This window comes from Pirellulales bacterium, assembly GCA_019694435.1.
In the GTDB taxonomy this organism is placed as follows: Bacteria; Planctomycetota; Planctomycetia; order Pirellulales; family JAEUIK01; genus JAIBBZ01.
The window spans coordinates 78,855-95,943 of sequence record JAIBBZ010000016.1 but is presented as its reverse complement, the minus strand read 5'-3'; the positions used below and the strand labels follow the sequence as shown (position 1 = coordinate 95,943).

The 17,089-nt window shown below is 65.1% G+C and carries 14 protein-coding genes; 4 read left to right on the top strand and 10 right to left on the bottom strand.

Annotated elements, in window-relative coordinates; all coding sequences use genetic code 11:
• Positions 1-2 precede the first annotated feature (2 nt).
• On the bottom strand, positions 3-314 hold the full coding sequence (locus K1X74_13575; GenBank protein ID MBX7167355.1) for an antibiotic biosynthesis monooxygenase: 312 nt from the start codon (positions 312-314) through the stop codon (positions 3-5).
• 169 nt (positions 315-483) lie between these two features.
• A complete protein-coding gene (gene menC / locus K1X74_13570) occupies positions 484-1,605 on the bottom strand; it encodes an o-succinylbenzoate synthase (protein ID MBX7167354.1) in 1,122 nt (373 codons plus the stop codon).
• A 215-nt stretch (positions 1,606-1,820) separates the two neighbouring features.
• Here menC and K1X74_13565 point away from each other — a divergent pair, with 215 nt between their 5' ends.
• The gene (locus tag K1X74_13565) at positions 1,821-1,988 is read left to right on the top strand and encodes a hypothetical protein (protein ID MBX7167353.1); all 168 of its coding nucleotides are present in this window, start codon (positions 1,821-1,823) and stop codon (positions 1,986-1,988) included.
• 247 nt (positions 1,989-2,235) lie between these two features.
• Entirely contained in the window at positions 2,236-5,382 is a 3,147-nt protein-coding gene (locus K1X74_13560) for an ATP-binding protein (protein MBX7167352.1), read from the top strand.
• A 24-nt stretch (positions 5,383-5,406) separates the two neighbouring features.
• Here K1X74_13560 and trpE read toward each other — a convergent pair whose 3' ends face one another.
• On the bottom strand, positions 5,407-6,903 hold the full coding sequence (trpE, locus tag K1X74_13555) for an anthranilate synthase component I (protein ID MBX7167351.1): 1,497 nt from the start codon (positions 6,901-6,903) through the stop codon (positions 5,407-5,409).
• 341 nt (positions 6,904-7,244) lie between these two features.
• Between trpE and K1X74_13550 the strand changes: the two genes are divergently transcribed.
• Together K1X74_13550 and K1X74_13545 are read left to right on the top strand one after the other, a co-directional pair.
• Positions 7,245-7,760, top strand: coding sequence for a UvrB/UvrC motif-containing protein (locus tag K1X74_13550; protein ID MBX7167350.1), 516 nt, complete (start codon positions 7,245-7,247; stop codon positions 7,758-7,760).
• Between the two features lie 70 nt (positions 7,761-7,830).
• Positions 7,831-8,883, top strand: a complete 1,053-nt coding sequence (locus K1X74_13545; protein ID MBX7167349.1) for a protein arginine kinase — start codon at positions 7,831-7,833, stop codon at positions 8,881-8,883.
• A gap of 65 nt (positions 8,884-8,948) precedes the next feature.
• Here the strand turns inward: K1X74_13545 and coaD are convergent, their stop codons facing one another.
• From coaD to K1X74_13510, 7 genes are all read right to left on the bottom strand, one after another.
• Entirely contained in the window at positions 8,949-9,473 is a 525-nt protein-coding gene (gene coaD, locus K1X74_13540; protein ID MBX7167348.1) for a pantetheine-phosphate adenylyltransferase, read from the bottom strand.
• A gap of 180 nt (positions 9,474-9,653) precedes the next feature.
• On the bottom strand, positions 9,654-10,766 hold the full coding sequence (locus K1X74_13535; protein MBX7167347.1) for an aminotransferase class V-fold PLP-dependent enzyme: 1,113 nt from the start codon (positions 10,764-10,766) through the stop codon (positions 9,654-9,656).
• Between the two features lie 70 nt (positions 10,767-10,836).
• A complete protein-coding gene (locus tag K1X74_13530; GenBank protein ID MBX7167346.1) occupies positions 10,837-12,600 on the bottom strand; it encodes a glycosyltransferase family 39 protein in 1,764 nt (587 codons plus the stop codon).
• Positions 12,601-12,759: 159 nt separating this feature from the next.
• Positions 12,760-14,157: a DUF3386 family protein gene (locus tag K1X74_13525; GenBank protein MBX7167345.1), complete on the bottom strand. Its 1,398-nt coding sequence runs from the start codon at positions 14,155-14,157 to the stop codon at positions 12,760-12,762.
• 18 nt (positions 14,158-14,175) lie between these two features.
• The gene (locus K1X74_13520) at positions 14,176-14,619 is read right to left on the bottom strand and encodes a hypothetical protein (GenBank protein ID MBX7167344.1); all 444 of its coding nucleotides are present in this window, start codon (positions 14,617-14,619) and stop codon (positions 14,176-14,178) included.
• 35 nt (positions 14,620-14,654) lie between these two features.
• A complete protein-coding gene (locus K1X74_13515; protein MBX7167343.1) occupies positions 14,655-15,536 on the bottom strand; it encodes a DUF1559 domain-containing protein in 882 nt (293 codons plus the stop codon).
• Positions 15,537-15,638: 102 nt separating this feature from the next.
• The gene (locus K1X74_13510; protein ID MBX7167342.1) at positions 15,639-16,628 is read right to left on the bottom strand and encodes a hypothetical protein; all 990 of its coding nucleotides are present in this window, start codon (positions 16,626-16,628) and stop codon (positions 15,639-15,641) included.
• Positions 16,629-17,089: the final 461 nt, after the last annotated feature.

Here is a 17,089-nt window from a genome sequence, read left to right as displayed (position 1 = left end):
GACTACTCGGCCGATTCGAGCACTTGCAACCGGGTCGCCTTGACCAGCGATTTCACCTGGCCCCGATAATCGTTCATGTGGGGGGCCACCAGGTGCGCCTCGAGCGCCGCGATCGTGGCCCACTTTTCGACCACCATCACCACGTCGTCGCGCGGGGGCGGCGTGCCGGGAATGCTCGTGGCGATTTCGATGGCGGGACCGTACTCGATGCAGCCTTCTTCGGCCAGCACCGACGGCACCAGCCGGCGAAACTCGTCGAGAAACTGGGCACGGACGCCGGGATTCAGCTCGATCGTGGCTAAGACGTGGATCACAGGCAGCAGCCTCCCAATTGGTCGAATCCGCGGCGGCGTGCGCCGACGTAACGGCACCAGTCAACCGCGGCAAGTAATCTCGGCCCGCTACTCTAGCCGCGCGGCGCGCGTTCGTCAGCGGCCACGCGCGATTCGCGGGCAGGTTTCGTCCGGCAGCGCCCGGCGCCGATCACGCCTGCAGATGGGCCTCGCCTCGCACATATTGCGCCAGGCGACCCAGGTCTGGCGCGGTGCCGATGCCCGGTGCCGCAAGCGGCTCGATGGCCGGAGTGCCGTCGGCCAGCCGAGTCAATTCGACCGCCGGCCGGCCCAGATCGTCGGCGTAATAGGTCGACGACGCGAAAATGTCGGCCGGGTAGGTGCAGCCGTCGAGCATCGCCAGCGCCGCGCAGATCCGCACGCCGACGGCCGTCTCCAGCATCCCGCCGATCCAGCACGGCACTTCGCGCTCGCGGCACAGATCGTGAATCTGCCGCGCTACGGTCACCCCGCCCACGCGACCCGGTTTGATGTTCACATACCGGCAACTCCCCAAGTCGAGCGCCGTCTCGGCCCGAGCGAGCGACGTGATGCTCTCGTCGAGGCAGATCGGCGTGCGGAGAATCGACTGCAAGCGGGCATGGTCGACCAGATCGTCGGCCGCCAGCGGCTGCTCGATCATGGCCAGATGAAAATCGTCGAGCCGGCAGAACAGGTCCGAATGTTCGATCGTGTAGGCCGCGTTGCAATCGATGTGGATCGTCTGCGTGGGAAACTCCTGGCGCACGGCCCGCAACATCGTCAGGTCCCAGCCGGGGCGGAACTTGAGCTTGATCCGCGGAAAGCCCGCCGCGACCGCCCGGCCGACCGCGGCGAGCAGCTCGTCGATCGAGTCGAGCACTCCAAAATCGGCGCCCACGGCGGCCCGTTCGCGCGTCGCCCCGAGGTATTGATAGAGCGGCCGCCCGGCGCGCTCGGCGGCCAGGACCCACCAGGCCGTGTCGAGGGCCGCCTTGGCGAACGGGTTGCCTTTGAAATGCGCGAGCCGCTGCTGCAGCTCGTCGCCCGACTCAATCCACTGGCCGACGACGGCCGGCGCGAGCCAATCGCGCGCGCAGGCAAATACCCCGCCAGCCCACTCGGGGCTGTAGCAGGGCGCGGCCAAAGGGCACGACTCGCCCCAGCCCACGGCGCCGCCGCTGGTCATGCGCACCAGCACACTTTCGACCACCGCGTCTTCGCCGTAGGCCGTGCGCCACGGGCGCACAAGCGGCACGGCGACGTGATACAGATCGAGAGCGTCGATGCGCATGGAAACCACAAGCGGTCAAGAAGCACGGGCAGATGCCGCACCGCCGCGGCGCGATACGCCACGCGGCGTGCGGGCCCATTGTAGCCGCTCGGCCGACGATGGCAGCGTTGCCGTCGCTGACGCCGATGCCCCCATGAGCGGCGGCACACCGTGCACACCGCTCACGAGGGCCTTTTCGCTCGACATCACCGCCGGCAGTCGGCCGGCGTCGAAGCGTGCCGTTCTTGCGTCACGGCATCATGCCGGGCGTCGGACAGGCCGCGCAGGGCGGTTGCACCGCGGGCGCGGCACAACTCGATCCACAGCAGAACACGTCGCGGCAGCTATCCCACGCGCAACATCCGGTCAAACACACGCACAGCATCACCATCATCAGTAAGTGAATCGCGCGTGTCATGGCACACCTCCTGGTTCCTCCTGAACCGTCAGGCGCTTGCCTTTCAGGGCGGCAGCCGCAGGGGCCACCCAACCCTGTCTCCCCAGTACAGCGCATCGACGGGCACGCCCGGTGCCAAGCAGCGAATCGGCCCGAGACAAAACGTCGCGGGCGGCGGCATCGCGATCGATGCCTGCAAAGCCGCAATCACCCACTCCCACCCCCGCGTTTGAGGGCGTTACATTAAGAATTCGATGTATCAGCTTCCTGTCTTGAAAACCTTTGATAGCGCGCGACTTATGGGCAACGGTACCGATACCCGGGTGGTCATCCCGGAACAGTTGGAAAGTCTCCTCCGTGGCAGCGATTTCTCTTCCCCGATCCACGAATACGCGCGGCAGATCGGTGACATCCTCAGCGACAACAAGCTGCAGTTCTTTCCCGACTATACGGATCATGGCCTCAACCACATCAACCGCGTCTTGCAGACGCAGGTCAAACTGATCGAACAGCGGGTGTGGGACGACGACGTGCTCACCGCGGCGGATGCGGCCGTGATCGTCGGGGCGACCCTGCTGCACGATCTGGGCATGCACCTGACCAAGAAGGGCTTCCTGGAGCTGGTCTCCCAAGATTCCCCGTTCAAGCCGCTGCGCTGGTTCGACAGCGAGCAGGAAGGCCACGCCAAGGATCGGCCCTGGCCCGAGCTATGGGAAGATTATCAGCGCGAAGCCCGGCGATTCAGCGAGGTGAAGCTGGCGAACATCATCGGGACAGCCCAGGTCGAATCGGGCTGGCGGTTTGAAACTCTTGCTCCAGCCGGCAACTGGGACGACAACCACAAACTCATCGTCGGCGAGTTCATCCGCCGGCATCATGCACGGATGGCGCACGAGTTTGCCCTCTACGGATTCCCGGGCGCAGAAGCCGAGGTGCCGGGGCTGGCAGGGAGAATCGCCCTGGGCGAATTGGCCGATCTCATCGGCCTGACGGCACGTTCGCACGGCATGTCGCTGCGCGTGTGCAAGGCGTATCTCGACAAGCACTATCGTGGCACTCCGCGCCCGCGCAGCACGGCTGTCCTGTTTCCAATGGCCTTGCTTCGAGTGGCCGACTACCTGCAGCTCGAACGCGACCGCGCACCCAACGTCTTGCTGCTGCTACGCGACCCTCAAAGCCCGATCAGTGTCCGGGAGTGGGCCAAACACGCCGCGGTATCATCGGTGCAGACAGGAGATGACCCCCGCGCCCTGATGGTCGAGGTTAATGCGGACATTCCGCTGGAAATCTACTTGCAACTCCGCGAGCTGTTCGACGACTTGCAGCGCGAGATCGATCATTCGACGGCCGTACTGAGCGAGGCTTATGGCGCGCGCTCCGATCTCAAACTCGACCGCTTAGCTCTGAAGATCCGCCGGGTCACGTCGAACTTGAACGACCCGGTGTACCGTAGCCACTTGCCGTATGTGCCCGAGCCGACGGGTTTCACGGCCGATCCGAACCTGCTGGCGCTGCTCGTCAAGCCGCTCTACGGCGACGAGCCCAGCGTCGGCATTCGGGAATTGATACAAAACGGCGTCGACGCCGTACTGGAGCTGCACGCCTGGTGCGAGAAGCACGGCGTCGCCTTCGAATCGCTCGCGCTCGCCGAGCAGGATTGCGATGTCCTGGTCGAATACATCGAGGAGACGGACGCGGAATTGACCGTCCGCGTCACCGACCGCGGCATCGGCATGACGGCCGACACGATTGCCAACTACTTCCTGAGGGCCGGGGCGTCGTTCCGCAACAGCGATGCGTGGGCCCGGGAATTCACCGACGAGCAAGGCCGCAGCAAGGTCACGCGTTCCGGCCGGTTCGGCATCGGCGCGTTTGCCACCTTCCTGCTAGGCGACACGTTCACGCTCCAGACCCGGCACGTGAACGACCCGGGCGGCGGGTTCCGCCTGACCGCAACCAAGTCGAGCCGGCTGATCGAGATCGAGCGATTGCCCATGAACGAGCAATGCCCCATCGGTACGGTGATCGCGGTCAAATCACCTGCCAGCGCCGTTGAGGATGCGATAAGCCGTGGAGTTAGTTCTCGCCGCAAAGCCGACTGGTATTGCTGGCAATGGCCGAGCGTGGTTCAGCGTGTGCACCACCTAGGAGGGGCGACAGAGACTCTTGATCAAGCAACACAAATGCCTGGCGAACAAATACCTGGCAAGAGCGACGAGTTACCGGCGGCATGGAACGAAGTCAAGCACCCCGATTACGACCGCATTGCTTGGACGTTTAGCCTAGACGCAATGTTGATCTGCAATGGGATGCACATTCGTCGCCCTGACGAAAACAGCAATCTACCTTGGTCCCGTGCGATCATAAGCGAGACACTTCACCTCAATCCCACGGACATCGCCGTCATCGATCGCCAGGCGAAACTGCCGCTCACCATCCCACGCTATGGCTTACAAGGACGCTTGCCCTTTGAGGCCGAACTTGCACGCGACTTGTGTTTTTCGCTGATCGCGTTCGCCTTGAAACACGGCCCGCGCAAACCGCCGCACTGCGCTGTCGGCGGCCCAAGGGTTCGAAAGCATCCACAATTCATCTCAACGGGTGGGTCCGGTACCAGCCCAGCGCCCTGGTGCTCGAGCAAGTCGGCATTCATCCCATGCGATCGATGGCTCATTCGCAATTGCGGCAATCATCGGGTGATTACGTATGGTTCACTGAGGACCGATTTTTACCGATCGGAAAGGACTCGATGGAAGCTTCTCCAAGGCAACCTGCTTGATTCTCCGGACCAGGAGAACAACTGGTTTGCTGCGCTCGACCTGGGCATGGTGGGCAGAGACATCACCAAAGACGCTGTCGGCTGGATGGAAAGTCCTGGTAGCTTCCTTGCAGGCAGCGCAACAGGAGTCCAAGGCATCGCGGTCGTCGCGAGCAACAACGCTTCCGTCAACCATTGGGACGTGCAGTCGCTAGACCTCGAGCTCGGGCCAGACGCGAAGTTACTCCGCGCCGTGACATGGAACATCGGGCATTTGTCAGAACCAATCGACTTGCGACCACTCATGACAGAAATGTATTCGCATTTTCGTGAACAGCTGACGGACTTCGGCAGATTTTTTAGAAGGGAAAAAGACTTTGGGCTCTATATCACGCAATGCGAGATCGATCACACGGTGGAGGAGCCGCGATCGCTGCTTGGCGAGGTATGGGAGGAGTCGCTCGGCCTAAGGCCGATTCCGTTCGACCCCGAAGCCAGGGCGGCGCTGGTTGAAATAGGCCGCCAGCACCCGGAGCTGCGCCGCCACATCGAGACGTGGGAGAAACTCGCCGCGGAGGGCTCCGAGTGGGTGCCGCGTGACGACGAAGACAACAAAGATGAAGCAGAGGAGCAACAGGAGTGAACGCAAGCTCGCGGTTGCGTCGAGCTACCCTGCCCGGGCTTCGGTGATCTCGATCGACCGGAGCAGCGCCTTGGCCTTGTTGAGCGTTTCCTGGTATTCGGCGGCCGGGTCGCTGTCGGCCACGATGCCGGCCGAGACCTGGACGTAGGCCGTGTGGTCCTGGATCACGAGCGTCCGCAGCGCGATGCACGTGTCCATGTTGCCGCAGAAGTCGAAATAGCCCACGGCCCCCGCATAGGGCCCGCGGCGATGCGGCTCGAGCTCGTCGATGATCTCCATGGCCCGCACCTTGGGAGCGCCCGACACGGTGCCGGCCGGCAGGCACGCGGCCAGGGCGTCGAAGGCCGACAGCTCGGGCCGCAGCCGGCCGTCGACGTTCGACGAGATGTGCATCACGTGGCTGTAGCGCTCGATGGTCATCACGTCGGACAGCCGCACGCTGCCGAACTGCGCCACGCGGCCGACGTCGTTGCGGCCCAGGTCGACGAGCATCACGTGCTCGGCCCGTTCCTTGGCATCGGCCAGCAGCTCGTCGGCCAGCCGCCGGTCTTCCTCCGGATCGGCGCCGCGCGGCCGCGTACCGGCCAGCGGGCGGACCGTGACCACGCCGTCCCACACGCGGACCATTACCTCCGGCGAGCTGCCCACCAGCGTCACCCCGGGCGTGCGCAGATAGAACATGAACGGGCTGGGGTTCACCACCCGCAGCGTGCGGTAGATCTCGAACGGCGGCGAATGGATTTCGAGCTTCAGCCGCTGGCCCAGCACGACCTGAAAGATGTCGCCGGCGCGGATGTACTCGACGCACTTGCGCACAGCCGCTTCGAAGCCCGCGCGGGTAAAGTTCGACTCGTAGGCGATCTGCGGCGCGCCGCTCACGGCGATGTCGGCCTCGACCAGCGGTGCGCCGGGCGAGTGCAGCCGGGCCACGAGCTCGTCGACCCGCCGGGCCGCGTCGTCGTAGGCTGCCCGCAGATCGCCGGCCGCGTCGAGCCGGGCCATGGCCACGACGATCAACGTCTTGTTGACGTTGTCGAAGATCACCATGTGGTCGTAAAAGGCAAAGGCCATGTCGGGCACGTGCCGATCGTCGGCCGGGGCGTGGGGCAGCCGCTCGACGTAACGCACGGTGTCGTAGCCGGCATAGCCGACGGCCCCGCTGACAAACGGGGGTAGCTCGGGCAGGTGGGCGGCCGGATAGGCCTCGACCTTGCGGCGCAGCTCGTCGAGCGGATTGTCGGCCGTGAACTCTTCGACGCGCCCGCCCTCGCGGACGACGACGCGGCGGTCGTAGGCCTCGATCTCGAGAAACGGCGCCGCGGTCAAAAAGCTGTACCGGCCCACGCGTTCGCCGCCGACGACGCTTTCGAACAGGCAGCCGCTCGAGGTTCCGTCGTCGAGCTTGGCAAACGCCGACACCGGCGTGAGCGTGTCGCTCAGTAGCCGGCGAAAGACAGGCACCAGCCGCGCGCCGCGGGCCAACTCGGTAAATCGGGCGAAATCAGGCTCGTGGACAGACATCAGGCACTCGTCGAGGACGCACGGACAACGGCAACGCGACCCAAGGTTGGCAGCTTAATCGGCCACCCCGCGCGGGGGCAAACCGCGATCCAGCGGCGGTGTTGGGGACACGCGTGGCCGGACGCAGGGTTCACGCGCCGGACCCCCGATTGCTCGCTGGCAGTCCCGCCCTGGCTGCGGCGAAGCTGCGTTGTCAGGACGAAGCGTACCGGTATGATTGGGGTAGGATTTGCGCGTTGTGTGGGTGCAAGATAGCTCCCCTTGCGCGTTCTCCCCACGGCATCGAGCGCGGCCTCGCTCCGGCCCTCGTGCCGACCACCCAACCCCCCTGCTGTGTTGCTATGCGCTGCCAGAAGTGCGAAAAACCGGCGACGTTCCACATCACCGAGCTGGCCGGAGGGAAGCCCCAAGAGCTGCACCTCTGCGAGGAGCACGCCAAGGAATACCTGCGCCAGCCCGATGCGGCCGAGGAGGCCTCGCCGAGCCTGGCCGGGATGCTGGCACAGCAGTTGGCGGTCGGCCAAACGGCCGCCGAACTGGCCCGGCTCGACCAGCAGGCGTGCCCGGTTTGCGGCATCACGTTTTTCGAATTCCGCAACCAGGGACGGCTCGGTTGCCCGCACGACTACGTCGGCTTCAAAAAAGAGCTGGGCCCGTTGATCCTCAACATTCACGGGGAGAGCGAGCATCGCGGCAAGCGTCCGCCGGGCGGCGGCGGCGGCACGGACGAGCTGACCAAGCTGATCCGCCTGCGCCGGGAGATGCGCGAAGCGATTACGGAAGAGAACTACGAGCGTGCCTCGGAACTGCGTGACGAAATCCGACAGATGGAGAAAACGACCCGCCGCGCCCCGTGATCGCCCGTTGCGCGCGATCGCCGGGCCCGCGAGTCCCTAGCGAGATCGACCAGCCGTGGACTTTGCAGAGATGGTAACCAGCAGCGGAGAGTGGCTCCGCGGCTCGGGCCCTGAATCCGACATCGTCATCAGCAGCCGCATCCGGCTGGCCCGCAATCTTGCGCACTTTCCGTTCATCAGCCGGGCCGACGCGAGCGATCGGGCCGAGATCGAAAAACAGCTCCGCGATGCCATCGGCGCCGCCGTCGAAAACCCGCTGGATTACGTCGACGTCAACAAGCTCGCGCCGATCGACCGCCAGTTCCTGGCCGAGCGGCAGTTGATCAGCCGCGAGCACGCAGAGTCGGAGGGGGCCCGCAGCGTCGTCATCGACCCCAGCGAGCAGATCAGCCTGATGATCAACGAAGAGGACCATCTGCGCATCCAGGTGATGCACAGCGGCCTCGACCTGCTGACGGCCTGGGAGCAGATCAACGCGCTCGACGACCGTCTGCAGCAATACGTCACCTTCGCCTTCCACGACAAGCTCGGTTTCCTGACCGCCTGCCCGACCAACGTCGGCACCGGGCTGCGCGTGAGCGTGATGCTGCATCTGCCGGCGCTGGTGCTCACCGAGCAGATCGAGCGGGTCTTTCGCTCGCTGCAAAAGATCAACCTCGCCGTGCGAGGCCTCTACGGCGAAGGCTCGCAGTTCATGGGCGACTTCTACCAGATCAGCAATCAGCTCACCCTGGGCCGCTCGGAACTGGATCTGGTCAAGCAGGTCGGCGACGTCGTGCCGCAAATCATCGACTACGAACGCAAGGCCCGCGAGGCGCTGGTGCGCCAGAGTAACGAGAGCCTGCACGACCGCGTCAGCCGGGCCTATGGCATCCTGCGGACCGCGCAAACCATCAGCTCGGAAGAGACGATGCACCTGTTATCGAGCGTACGGATGGGCGTCAATCTGGGGCTGATCCACGACCTGGAAATCCCCACCATCAACAAGCTCTTCATCCACACCCAGCCGGCGCATTTGCAGAAGCTGCGCGGCACCGAGCTCGACACGGCCGACCGCAACAAAGAGCGGGCGCGGTATCTCCGCGAGCATCTCGACGGCCAGGGGCGTCCCGAGCAGAACTGAGCACAACAGGCCGCAGAACTGGGCGCAGCAAGGCTCGATCTCGCCCGGAAGCTTCGCCCAGGGTCTTAATCCCGGGTCGCCGCACCGTCGCCGGGCAGCTTGCGTCGCAATTCTTCGATCACTTCGGTCGGCACGAAGGCCGCCAGCTCGCGATCGCTGGCCAACGACACGATCTGTTTGACGAGCGTGCTGGAGACGTGCGAGAACTCTTCGTCCGACATCAGGAACACCGTCTCGATGCCCGGGTCGAGATGCCGGTTGGCCATCATCATCGTGAACTCGGCCGCGATGTCGGTGAGCGGCCGCACACCGCGAATCATCACCCGTGCGTTGCACTCACGGACGAAATTCACAGCCAGCCCGCTGAACTGTTTGACCTCGACGTTAGGAATCCGCCGCGTCACCCGGCTCACGAGGCTCACGCGCTCTTCGAGCGTGAACAGCGGGTTCTTGCCCACGTGCACGCCAATGCCGACGATCAGCCGGTCGACGAGCTGCGCGCTGCGCTCGATGACGTTGACGTGCCCGAGCGTGATCGGGTCAAACGAGCCGGTATAGACGGCGATGCGATCGTGATGAGGCTTGGGCATGGGCGAACCGCAATAGCAGCGGAGCGGAAGGAGTTCGCGACCGGCTCCATCATCCCCGGCACTTCCGGGCAATGCAATTTTTCGCCCGGCCCACGACCGGGTCGAGAGCGACGCCCATCGGGCACCCGGCCGGTAAAAAACTCGCAATCGTCAAGGTCGGCCGATGGGCCGGGCCAGGGATCAGGACTCGTGGCGCGCCGACTCGACGACTTCGACGAGCCGGTCGAGATCGCTCTCGTCGACATAGGCGTGGGGGCTCGCGCGTAACCGTCCGTTGCGCACACTCAGGACGACGCCGGCCGCCAGGCCGCGCTGCCGCACGACTTGCGGCGGAACTTCGGGCACGCTGAACGCCACGATGCCCGAGCGGCGCGCGTCGCTGCGGTCGCTGTGGATCGTCGCCCCGATTTGGACGAGCGCCGCGCACAAGGCATCGGTCACGGCAATTACCCGCTCGGCGATCTGCTCGGTGCCGTGGGACAAGAGCAGCTCGAGGCTCGCCGCCAAGGCCAGATTGCCGCCCATGTTGGGCGAACCGCCTTCGTAACGCGCCGCCGTCGGCTTGAGTTGAAATTCGGTGCGGCCATAGTCGCCGGCCGAAACGACGCTGTTCCAGCCCACGCCCAAGGGCGCCAGCCGATCGAGATGCTCGCGGCGCAAATAGAACAACCCCGCACCCTCGGGTCCGAGGAGCCACTTGTGCCCGTCGGCCGCGAGAAAATCGACCGGCGTCTGCCGCACGTCGAGCGGGAACACGCCGAGGCCTTGAATCGCGTCGAGGAAGAACAGCGATCCGTTGTGATGCGCCAGCTCCACCAATGCAGCGACGTCGTTGCGCCAGCCCGAGGCGAAACCGACCCAACTGACCGCGACGATGCGCGTGCGGGCATCGCAGGCCTGGCGCAGGCGGTCGAGATCGACGCGGCCGTCGTCGGTCGGCACGAGGCGGGCTTCCACGCCGCGCCGCGCCAGATTCATCCAGGGAAACAGGTTCGAGGGAAACTCATCTGCCAAGGTGACGACATTGTCGCCCGCGCGCCAGGGAAAGCCCTCGGCGACGAGGCCGATCCCCTCGGTGGTGTTGTGCACGAGCGCGACTTCGTCTTCAAGGGCGCCGATCAACTGCGCGCCCAGGCGTCGCGCGTTCTGGGCCTGCTGGTTCCAGCGCAACCAGTTCAGATCGCCGTTTTCGGCCGCGTCGGTGGCCCAATCTTCGATGACGGCCAGCGCCGGCCCCGAGAGCGGCGCAACGGCCGCATGGTCGAAATAGGCCAGCCGCCGCGCGACCGGCATTTGCGATCGCAACCGCGACCAGGGATTCGCATCGGTGCTCGGCGTGCGTGACATGGCTACGTGGCCAGGCTCAGCCGGCCGTCCCTGGGCTCGGTTCGACGCCTTGGGACTTGTACTTCTCGAGTTCGGCCGCGCGCTCGGCGCGAATCCGATTCCGGGCGGCCGCACGATCCTGCCGATCGACGTCGTCCTGGGCCGCCTCGGCCGGAAACTTCGCCTTGTGGTCGGCGCGCAGCCAAATCTGCACCTCGGTGCCCGACCAGATCAAACCCTGCGGCCAGCGCCAGTATCCCTCTTTGTCGAGCCCTTCCTCGGTCAGCAGCGCCAACATCAAGTAGTCGGTGCCAAACCGCCCGTCGGGGAGTTGAAAGATAATCGCGTCGTCCAGAAACTCCTTCAACTTGCGCTGGGCGACTTCGTCGCTCAGCGCCGCCGGGTGCATGACAAATTTGGGCATCAGGCCGCGCATGCGCGTGGTCATGATGACCATGTCGGGCCGCAAAGTCTCCAGAGTCTCACGGACACTCTTGGTCTGAATGATCGAGTGATAGGTCCGAAACTTGACGCCGTACGTGGCGGCGTGAAACTCCTGCGGACTCATCACGGTCGTCTGCGCGCGTGGACCCAGGTGGTCGACGAGCCTGGCAATGGCCGCCTCGGCCGCCCGATTGCCCGCGGCCACGGCGCGCCAGTCGCGAAGCAGCAGAAAGTCACCCACGAGGTAGGCCGTGACGCTCACCGCCAACGCCAACACGATGGCCGGCTCGCGCACCAGCAGCGGCAACCTCCCCAGCCCGACGCCCGCCAACAGGAACATGGCCGGAGCGATGTACAAAAAATGATCGTCGCGCACGTTGGGGATCAACAGCCATTGGGCGACCATGACGAGCATCAGGTAGAGCCCCCAGAGCGAGGTCTCGCGCCGCAGATCGCGAAGCATGCCCCACACGGCCAGCGCGAAGACGCCGACCGTCACCCAGGCGGTGTAATGATCGAACGTGAGCTGCCCGTGCAGCCATTGGTAGAGCTCGTCGTTGATCTTGGTCGTGCTGCGCGAGATGTCGCCCGTCAACAGTGGAATCCGATTGCTGGACACGAACGTCACGGGCATCGGACCGTATTCACTGACGCTGGACCACGCCGGGTACAGATTGAGCGCCGCGAATAGGACGCCGAAGGCCGCCCCGCCGGCCACGAACGCCAGCGCCGGCCGAAAGAACAACTTCTTGCCTTCGCGCAGCAGCAGGAGCAATCCAAAGATCAACCAGAACACGACCGCGTTATAGTGCACCCACAGCAGGCTGGCGGCGAGAAACCCCAGCCCGGCCGCGTAGCGCGGCGACATCGTGCCTTCGCACCGGATCAGCAGCCACAGCCAGACCATCACGCCCAGCGTGAACAGCATCTCGGGCCGCACGACGTGCGTCTGGTTCAGAAACAGCGGACTGACCGACATCAGCACGACCATGGCCAGTGCCAGCCAATCATTCATCAGCCGCCGGGCCAGGACATGGGTCAGCACCAGCACGGCCAGGGCATACAGCACCAGCAACGATCGCGCCGCGACAACGTTGAAACCGAACACAGCGAAAACGAGCGAGAACGGCGTCAAGAAGCCGCGGAGGTTGTAGGGGCTGATCCGCTCCTTGGGCGGAAACCCTTCGAAGAAATCGCTCTGCAGGGTCCACGGCCGTTCGGCATAGCTGTAGTACGTGCCTTCGTCGCCCCCCGGCCAGGAATAGGCGGGAAAGAACGTGCACAGCCAAATGCCGACACCCGCATACACTGCGAGGTACAGCACAAAGATACGACCCGGTACGGATTGATGCTGCATGCGACCAACGCAGGAACGGAGGACCCCCCAAAGCACGAGCTGCCGCGCACAGTCGGTCAACGGGGCATCACCCCTTCGACCGCCGGGCGGTAACCCGCCGCGCACAGTTCCTCAAGCTATCCCCGCGGGCCGCAAGCCACAAGTCTGCCGCACACGCTGCTAGCGCCGCGCCGTCGCGGCATCAACCTGCGTCGCCGCCGGTTCGCCCAGCAATCGCACGTTCGCAAGCTCGACTTCGAACACGTGGCGCTGGCCGTCTTTCGACAGCACTCCGACCAGCCTTTGTGGCAAGTCGAACCCCGCGACACGCTGCCAGGTGTGATAGATCGTTTCCACGCTGCGCAGCCGGCCGGCTTCCGTGTCCCAATAGCTGACCGTAAACGCCTCCGGCAAGTACAGCTTCTCGGCGTTGCGGGTCACGCTGAGCACGCTGATCGTGAATCGCGTCTTGCCCATGGTGCGATTGACTTCGGCGACCACGTCGTCCAAGACCCGATACGCGCTATCGAGGTCGCCGCCCTTGAGCTTGATCAATCGTCCCAGCGGATGGCGGCCCTCTTCGGCCACGTACTCGGCCTCTTCCGGCAGCACCCCGTCGGGCATTCGGTGCTGCACCAGAATGCGGAGCTGCGTCTTCGTCCAGCCCACGCCCAGCGAATCGCTCCCTTCGAGGTCGAAACGGCCGTCGCCGTGCATCGTCAAACGCGCGGTCTCGCTGTGGTCGTTGGCCCGAATGGTCAAGTCGGCCGAAAAGCCGGGGAAGTCTTTCCAGACGGCCCGCGCGGCCCGGGCCCGCGCGAGCAATTCCGTGGCGGTCAGCTCGCCGGCAGCGGTGTCCGTCGCGGCGACGGCGACCGTCACGGCAGCAACCTGGAACGTGAGCGTCGCATAGCGGCGCTGCGCGCTGTACGGCTTGTCCTGGTAGGTTCCCGCCATCGGCGTGCTGGTCTGGGCGCGCACCGCATAGGCACCCGCGGTCGCAGGCAGGCGGATTTCGCCCGCGGCGTCGGTCGTCAGCGGTTGCACGGCGCCGTCGGGCCCGGTCACGATGACTTCGGCGGCGGCGAGCGGCTGGCCATCGCTCACGGTTCGCAACACCAGGTCGCCCGCGTCGATGCCGCCGACGATGTCGAGCGGGGCCTCGACGCTCGGCAGTTGCGTGCGCGATGCGGCGTCGAGCACACCGGCGTGCTTGGCGTAGTAGTCGAGTAACAACGCCTGGCCGCCGCGCTCAAAGACGCCGTATAAGCAGTGCGCCTGGTAGCAAACGTCCGGGCCGTAGGGCACGTCGGCGGTCCAACTCCCCTGCTCTCCGGCGAGTTGCTTTTGCAGCGCAATGGGTCGCCGGCCTTCGGGGCGGCATTCCCAGGCTTCGGTTTGCGCCACCTTGTCGAGCAGCGCCGCCGAACCCGGCTCGGGCGCCTCGGAGAAATACACCTGAATCTGGCCGCGACCGTCGGCCTGCACACCTTGCAGCCAGATAAAGTGTGCTCGAGCCGGCGCGACGGCCGACAACACGAGCAGCAACCAAGCCAAGGACAGGGATCGACGCCACATGACAAACCTCCTGGAGATTTACGGGGACACGTCGTCGTCTGACGACGTTTGGAGATCGAAATTCAATTCGTTCGACTGCTCGGCGACCGCGTCGACAAACAGCACCGAATGTTCGTTGTATTGCTCGGGGACGATTTCCGGCAGCGGCGCTTCTTCGCCATGCGCTTGATAGGCGCGGACGTCGGCGATCGGGTACGCAGTCGAGGACTGTTCAGCGCGAATCTGAACTTGCAGCCTCCCGACAACTGGCCCCTCGGCGGCGGCGAGTGCATAACGCCCGCCGACGATCTGCCCGCCGGCCTTGGGCCCTGCCGCCTCGCCGGCCGGAACGAACACGATCGAGCCGCGCGCCAGGGGCTGTCCGTCGAGCGTGACCCGGCCATGCACTTCGGCCCGGGCCACTGCCGCCTGTTCGCATCCGCCCGCTGCGCCGAGAATCAGCGTCAGCAACAGCAGCGCCATCCTGCAATCGCGATTGGAATACGACGCCAGCATGCTCATGGCATTGCTACGACCTCGGCGCCGGCGCGCGTCGCCTGGGCATCGAGCAGTCGGGCGTCGACCGTCGTGGCGATGAACCGCACCGACCCATCGACCATGGCAAAATTGCACCCGCCCGGATGATCGCTGCGAAAGGTCTCCCATTCGTACAGTCCGCTAGGCCCGGTCAGCACCCGGTCGCTGTTGTAGATGCCGACCGTCGAGGCCAGGCTGACGCCGGTGTAGGCGAGCGACCAGTGCGTGGTGCCCCATTTGATCCGGTCGGGTTTGCACCAATCGAGCCAGTTCCTCAGGCCGAAGTTGAGTTCGCCGATCATCAGCGTGTTCGAACTGCCGTCACCCGACCCGCCCGAAATCCAGGGGATCGTCGTCGGGCCGTAATACCAATCGACGATGGCGCCATCGTGCGGGCCGTAACGCACCTGCTTGGTGCCCGTGCTCACCGCATAGCTGCTTGGCGCGCCGATTTCTCCGCATTGCTCGTCGGGAAACGTTCGCGGCAGCGCCATGGCCGGACAGGTGAACACGGGAATCTGCTCGCGGATGATGTCCAGGTTGGGCGCTTCCATCGGATCCTTGTTGAAGTTCCACCGGGCGAAGCGGTTGCCTTGCTCCAGGTAGGGCAAGACCATCACGAACGCGCTGCCCAACGGCTTGGTGTCCGGATAGCGCGCCTGTCGAGCAGGCGGCAGCATCAGGAACGCGTCGTGATAGAGATGAAACGCCAGCGCGATCTGCTTGAGGTTATTGGCGCATTCGCCTCGTTGCGCGGCGCCGCGAGCCGCTTGTACGGCCGGCAGCAGAATCGAGATCAACAGGCCCACGATGGCAATGACGACGAGCAACTCAACCAGGGTGAAGGCCGCTCTGCGCCGCATGGTCCGACTCCTCGAACATCACGGGACGATGCCCCCCGAAGAACCAGGCTGCCGCCTCGCGGACGGCAACCTGGCTCCGGGTCGCCTCTGCTCCGTTCCGACCTACGCTTTGCGACCGCGCCGAGCGGTCACTTGCCGCCCCAGCGCCAGCGCCGCGCCAACCAGCGCGAGCACCATCGCCGAAGGCTCCGGCACAATCGTGTAATCGATCACCAAACGCGGCGCGACGCCGCCGGGCGCGTCGATCGTGTCCCAAACCGGGTAGCTCACCGGGCCCCCGAACGACGCTGCGTGCAACGATGTGACAGCCAAGCCCAGCACTCCACGGTCGAGCGACGCCCGCAGATACTCGAGGTAGAGCGCGTCGCTCAGGTTGAGCGCGAAAGTCATCTTCGTGCCGTCCGGCACCGCAGCGCCGGGCGACAACGCCGCAGTTCCCACGCCCAGCGGCACCGGGTCGAAGCCCGCGCCCACGCCGTTGGTGCCCAGGTTGTTCGAGACGTCGACCAGCGCTGCCCCGCCGGTGGAACCGAGCGGCAACGCGCTGCGCCGCAGCGGCGCCGGAGCGCCGGGTACGCCGGTGAACAGCGAGTTCACCGTCCAATGCGGCACGGTGTTGGCCGGGCCGCTCAGGCCCAGGTCGTCGTATCCATTGCGAAAGCCCAGGGCGTACACCTCGACCGGACGTCCGGCATCCCCGTCGACGCCGGCGCCGAAGGTGGTGTAGCTGTCGTAAGTCGGATCGTAGACAAACGTCGATCCGCCCTGGCCGTTGGGGTCCTGCACCGTCAACTCGAGCGTGATCGAGTTGATCAGATAGTTGGCCGCCCCAGCGCCGCTGGGCACGCCGCCCGCGGCCGTATCGAAGCCAAGCAGGAATTCGGCATCGCGCTCGTCAAAGCTGGGATCGCCGATCGCGCTGAACGTCGCCGCCGACGGCCGATTGCCGACCGGGGGGCCAAACGGGTACATCCAGCGATTCACCTTCGGAGCCGGCAGGCTGACGGTGGCCGCCGCGAGTTGCTGGACCGATCCATTCATAACCGAATACGCCGCCAGGGTGACGGCAAACAACAAGTTGCGCAATTTCATCGTTTGAGACCTTCTCAACAAAGCACCAGAGAACGGGATTCACGCGTCACGCCGCTGGAAAAGCGGCGCTGGCCTACGTCCCGCGGTGAAGCCTGCGACGAGCCGGACTCGGATCCTCAAAGGCCCTTCAAGGCCAAAACCAGGCAAGCCTTGGGCTTGCCTGCGGTAAGAAGTCAGGCTCGCGCAGCAGACCGCGGATGGATCGCGAACAAGAAACGCCAACGGCTCGCAGGACCTGGGAGGTGCCCCGGCCGACGGAAGGCCGGCCGGGAAACAAGCCGCGGAATGCGCCGTCGGCGGCGATCCAACGTCAATGCACGAGCTGCTCCTGCACCAGGACCACGAAGCATCCACTCGTCGCGCGGCATTTCGCATGAAATGCCCGACAACGAACCGCGGAGAGCGTGGCTGGCGAGGAATCCTGTGCAGGGCCTTGCTGGCGGCTCAGAAATTAATGAGAT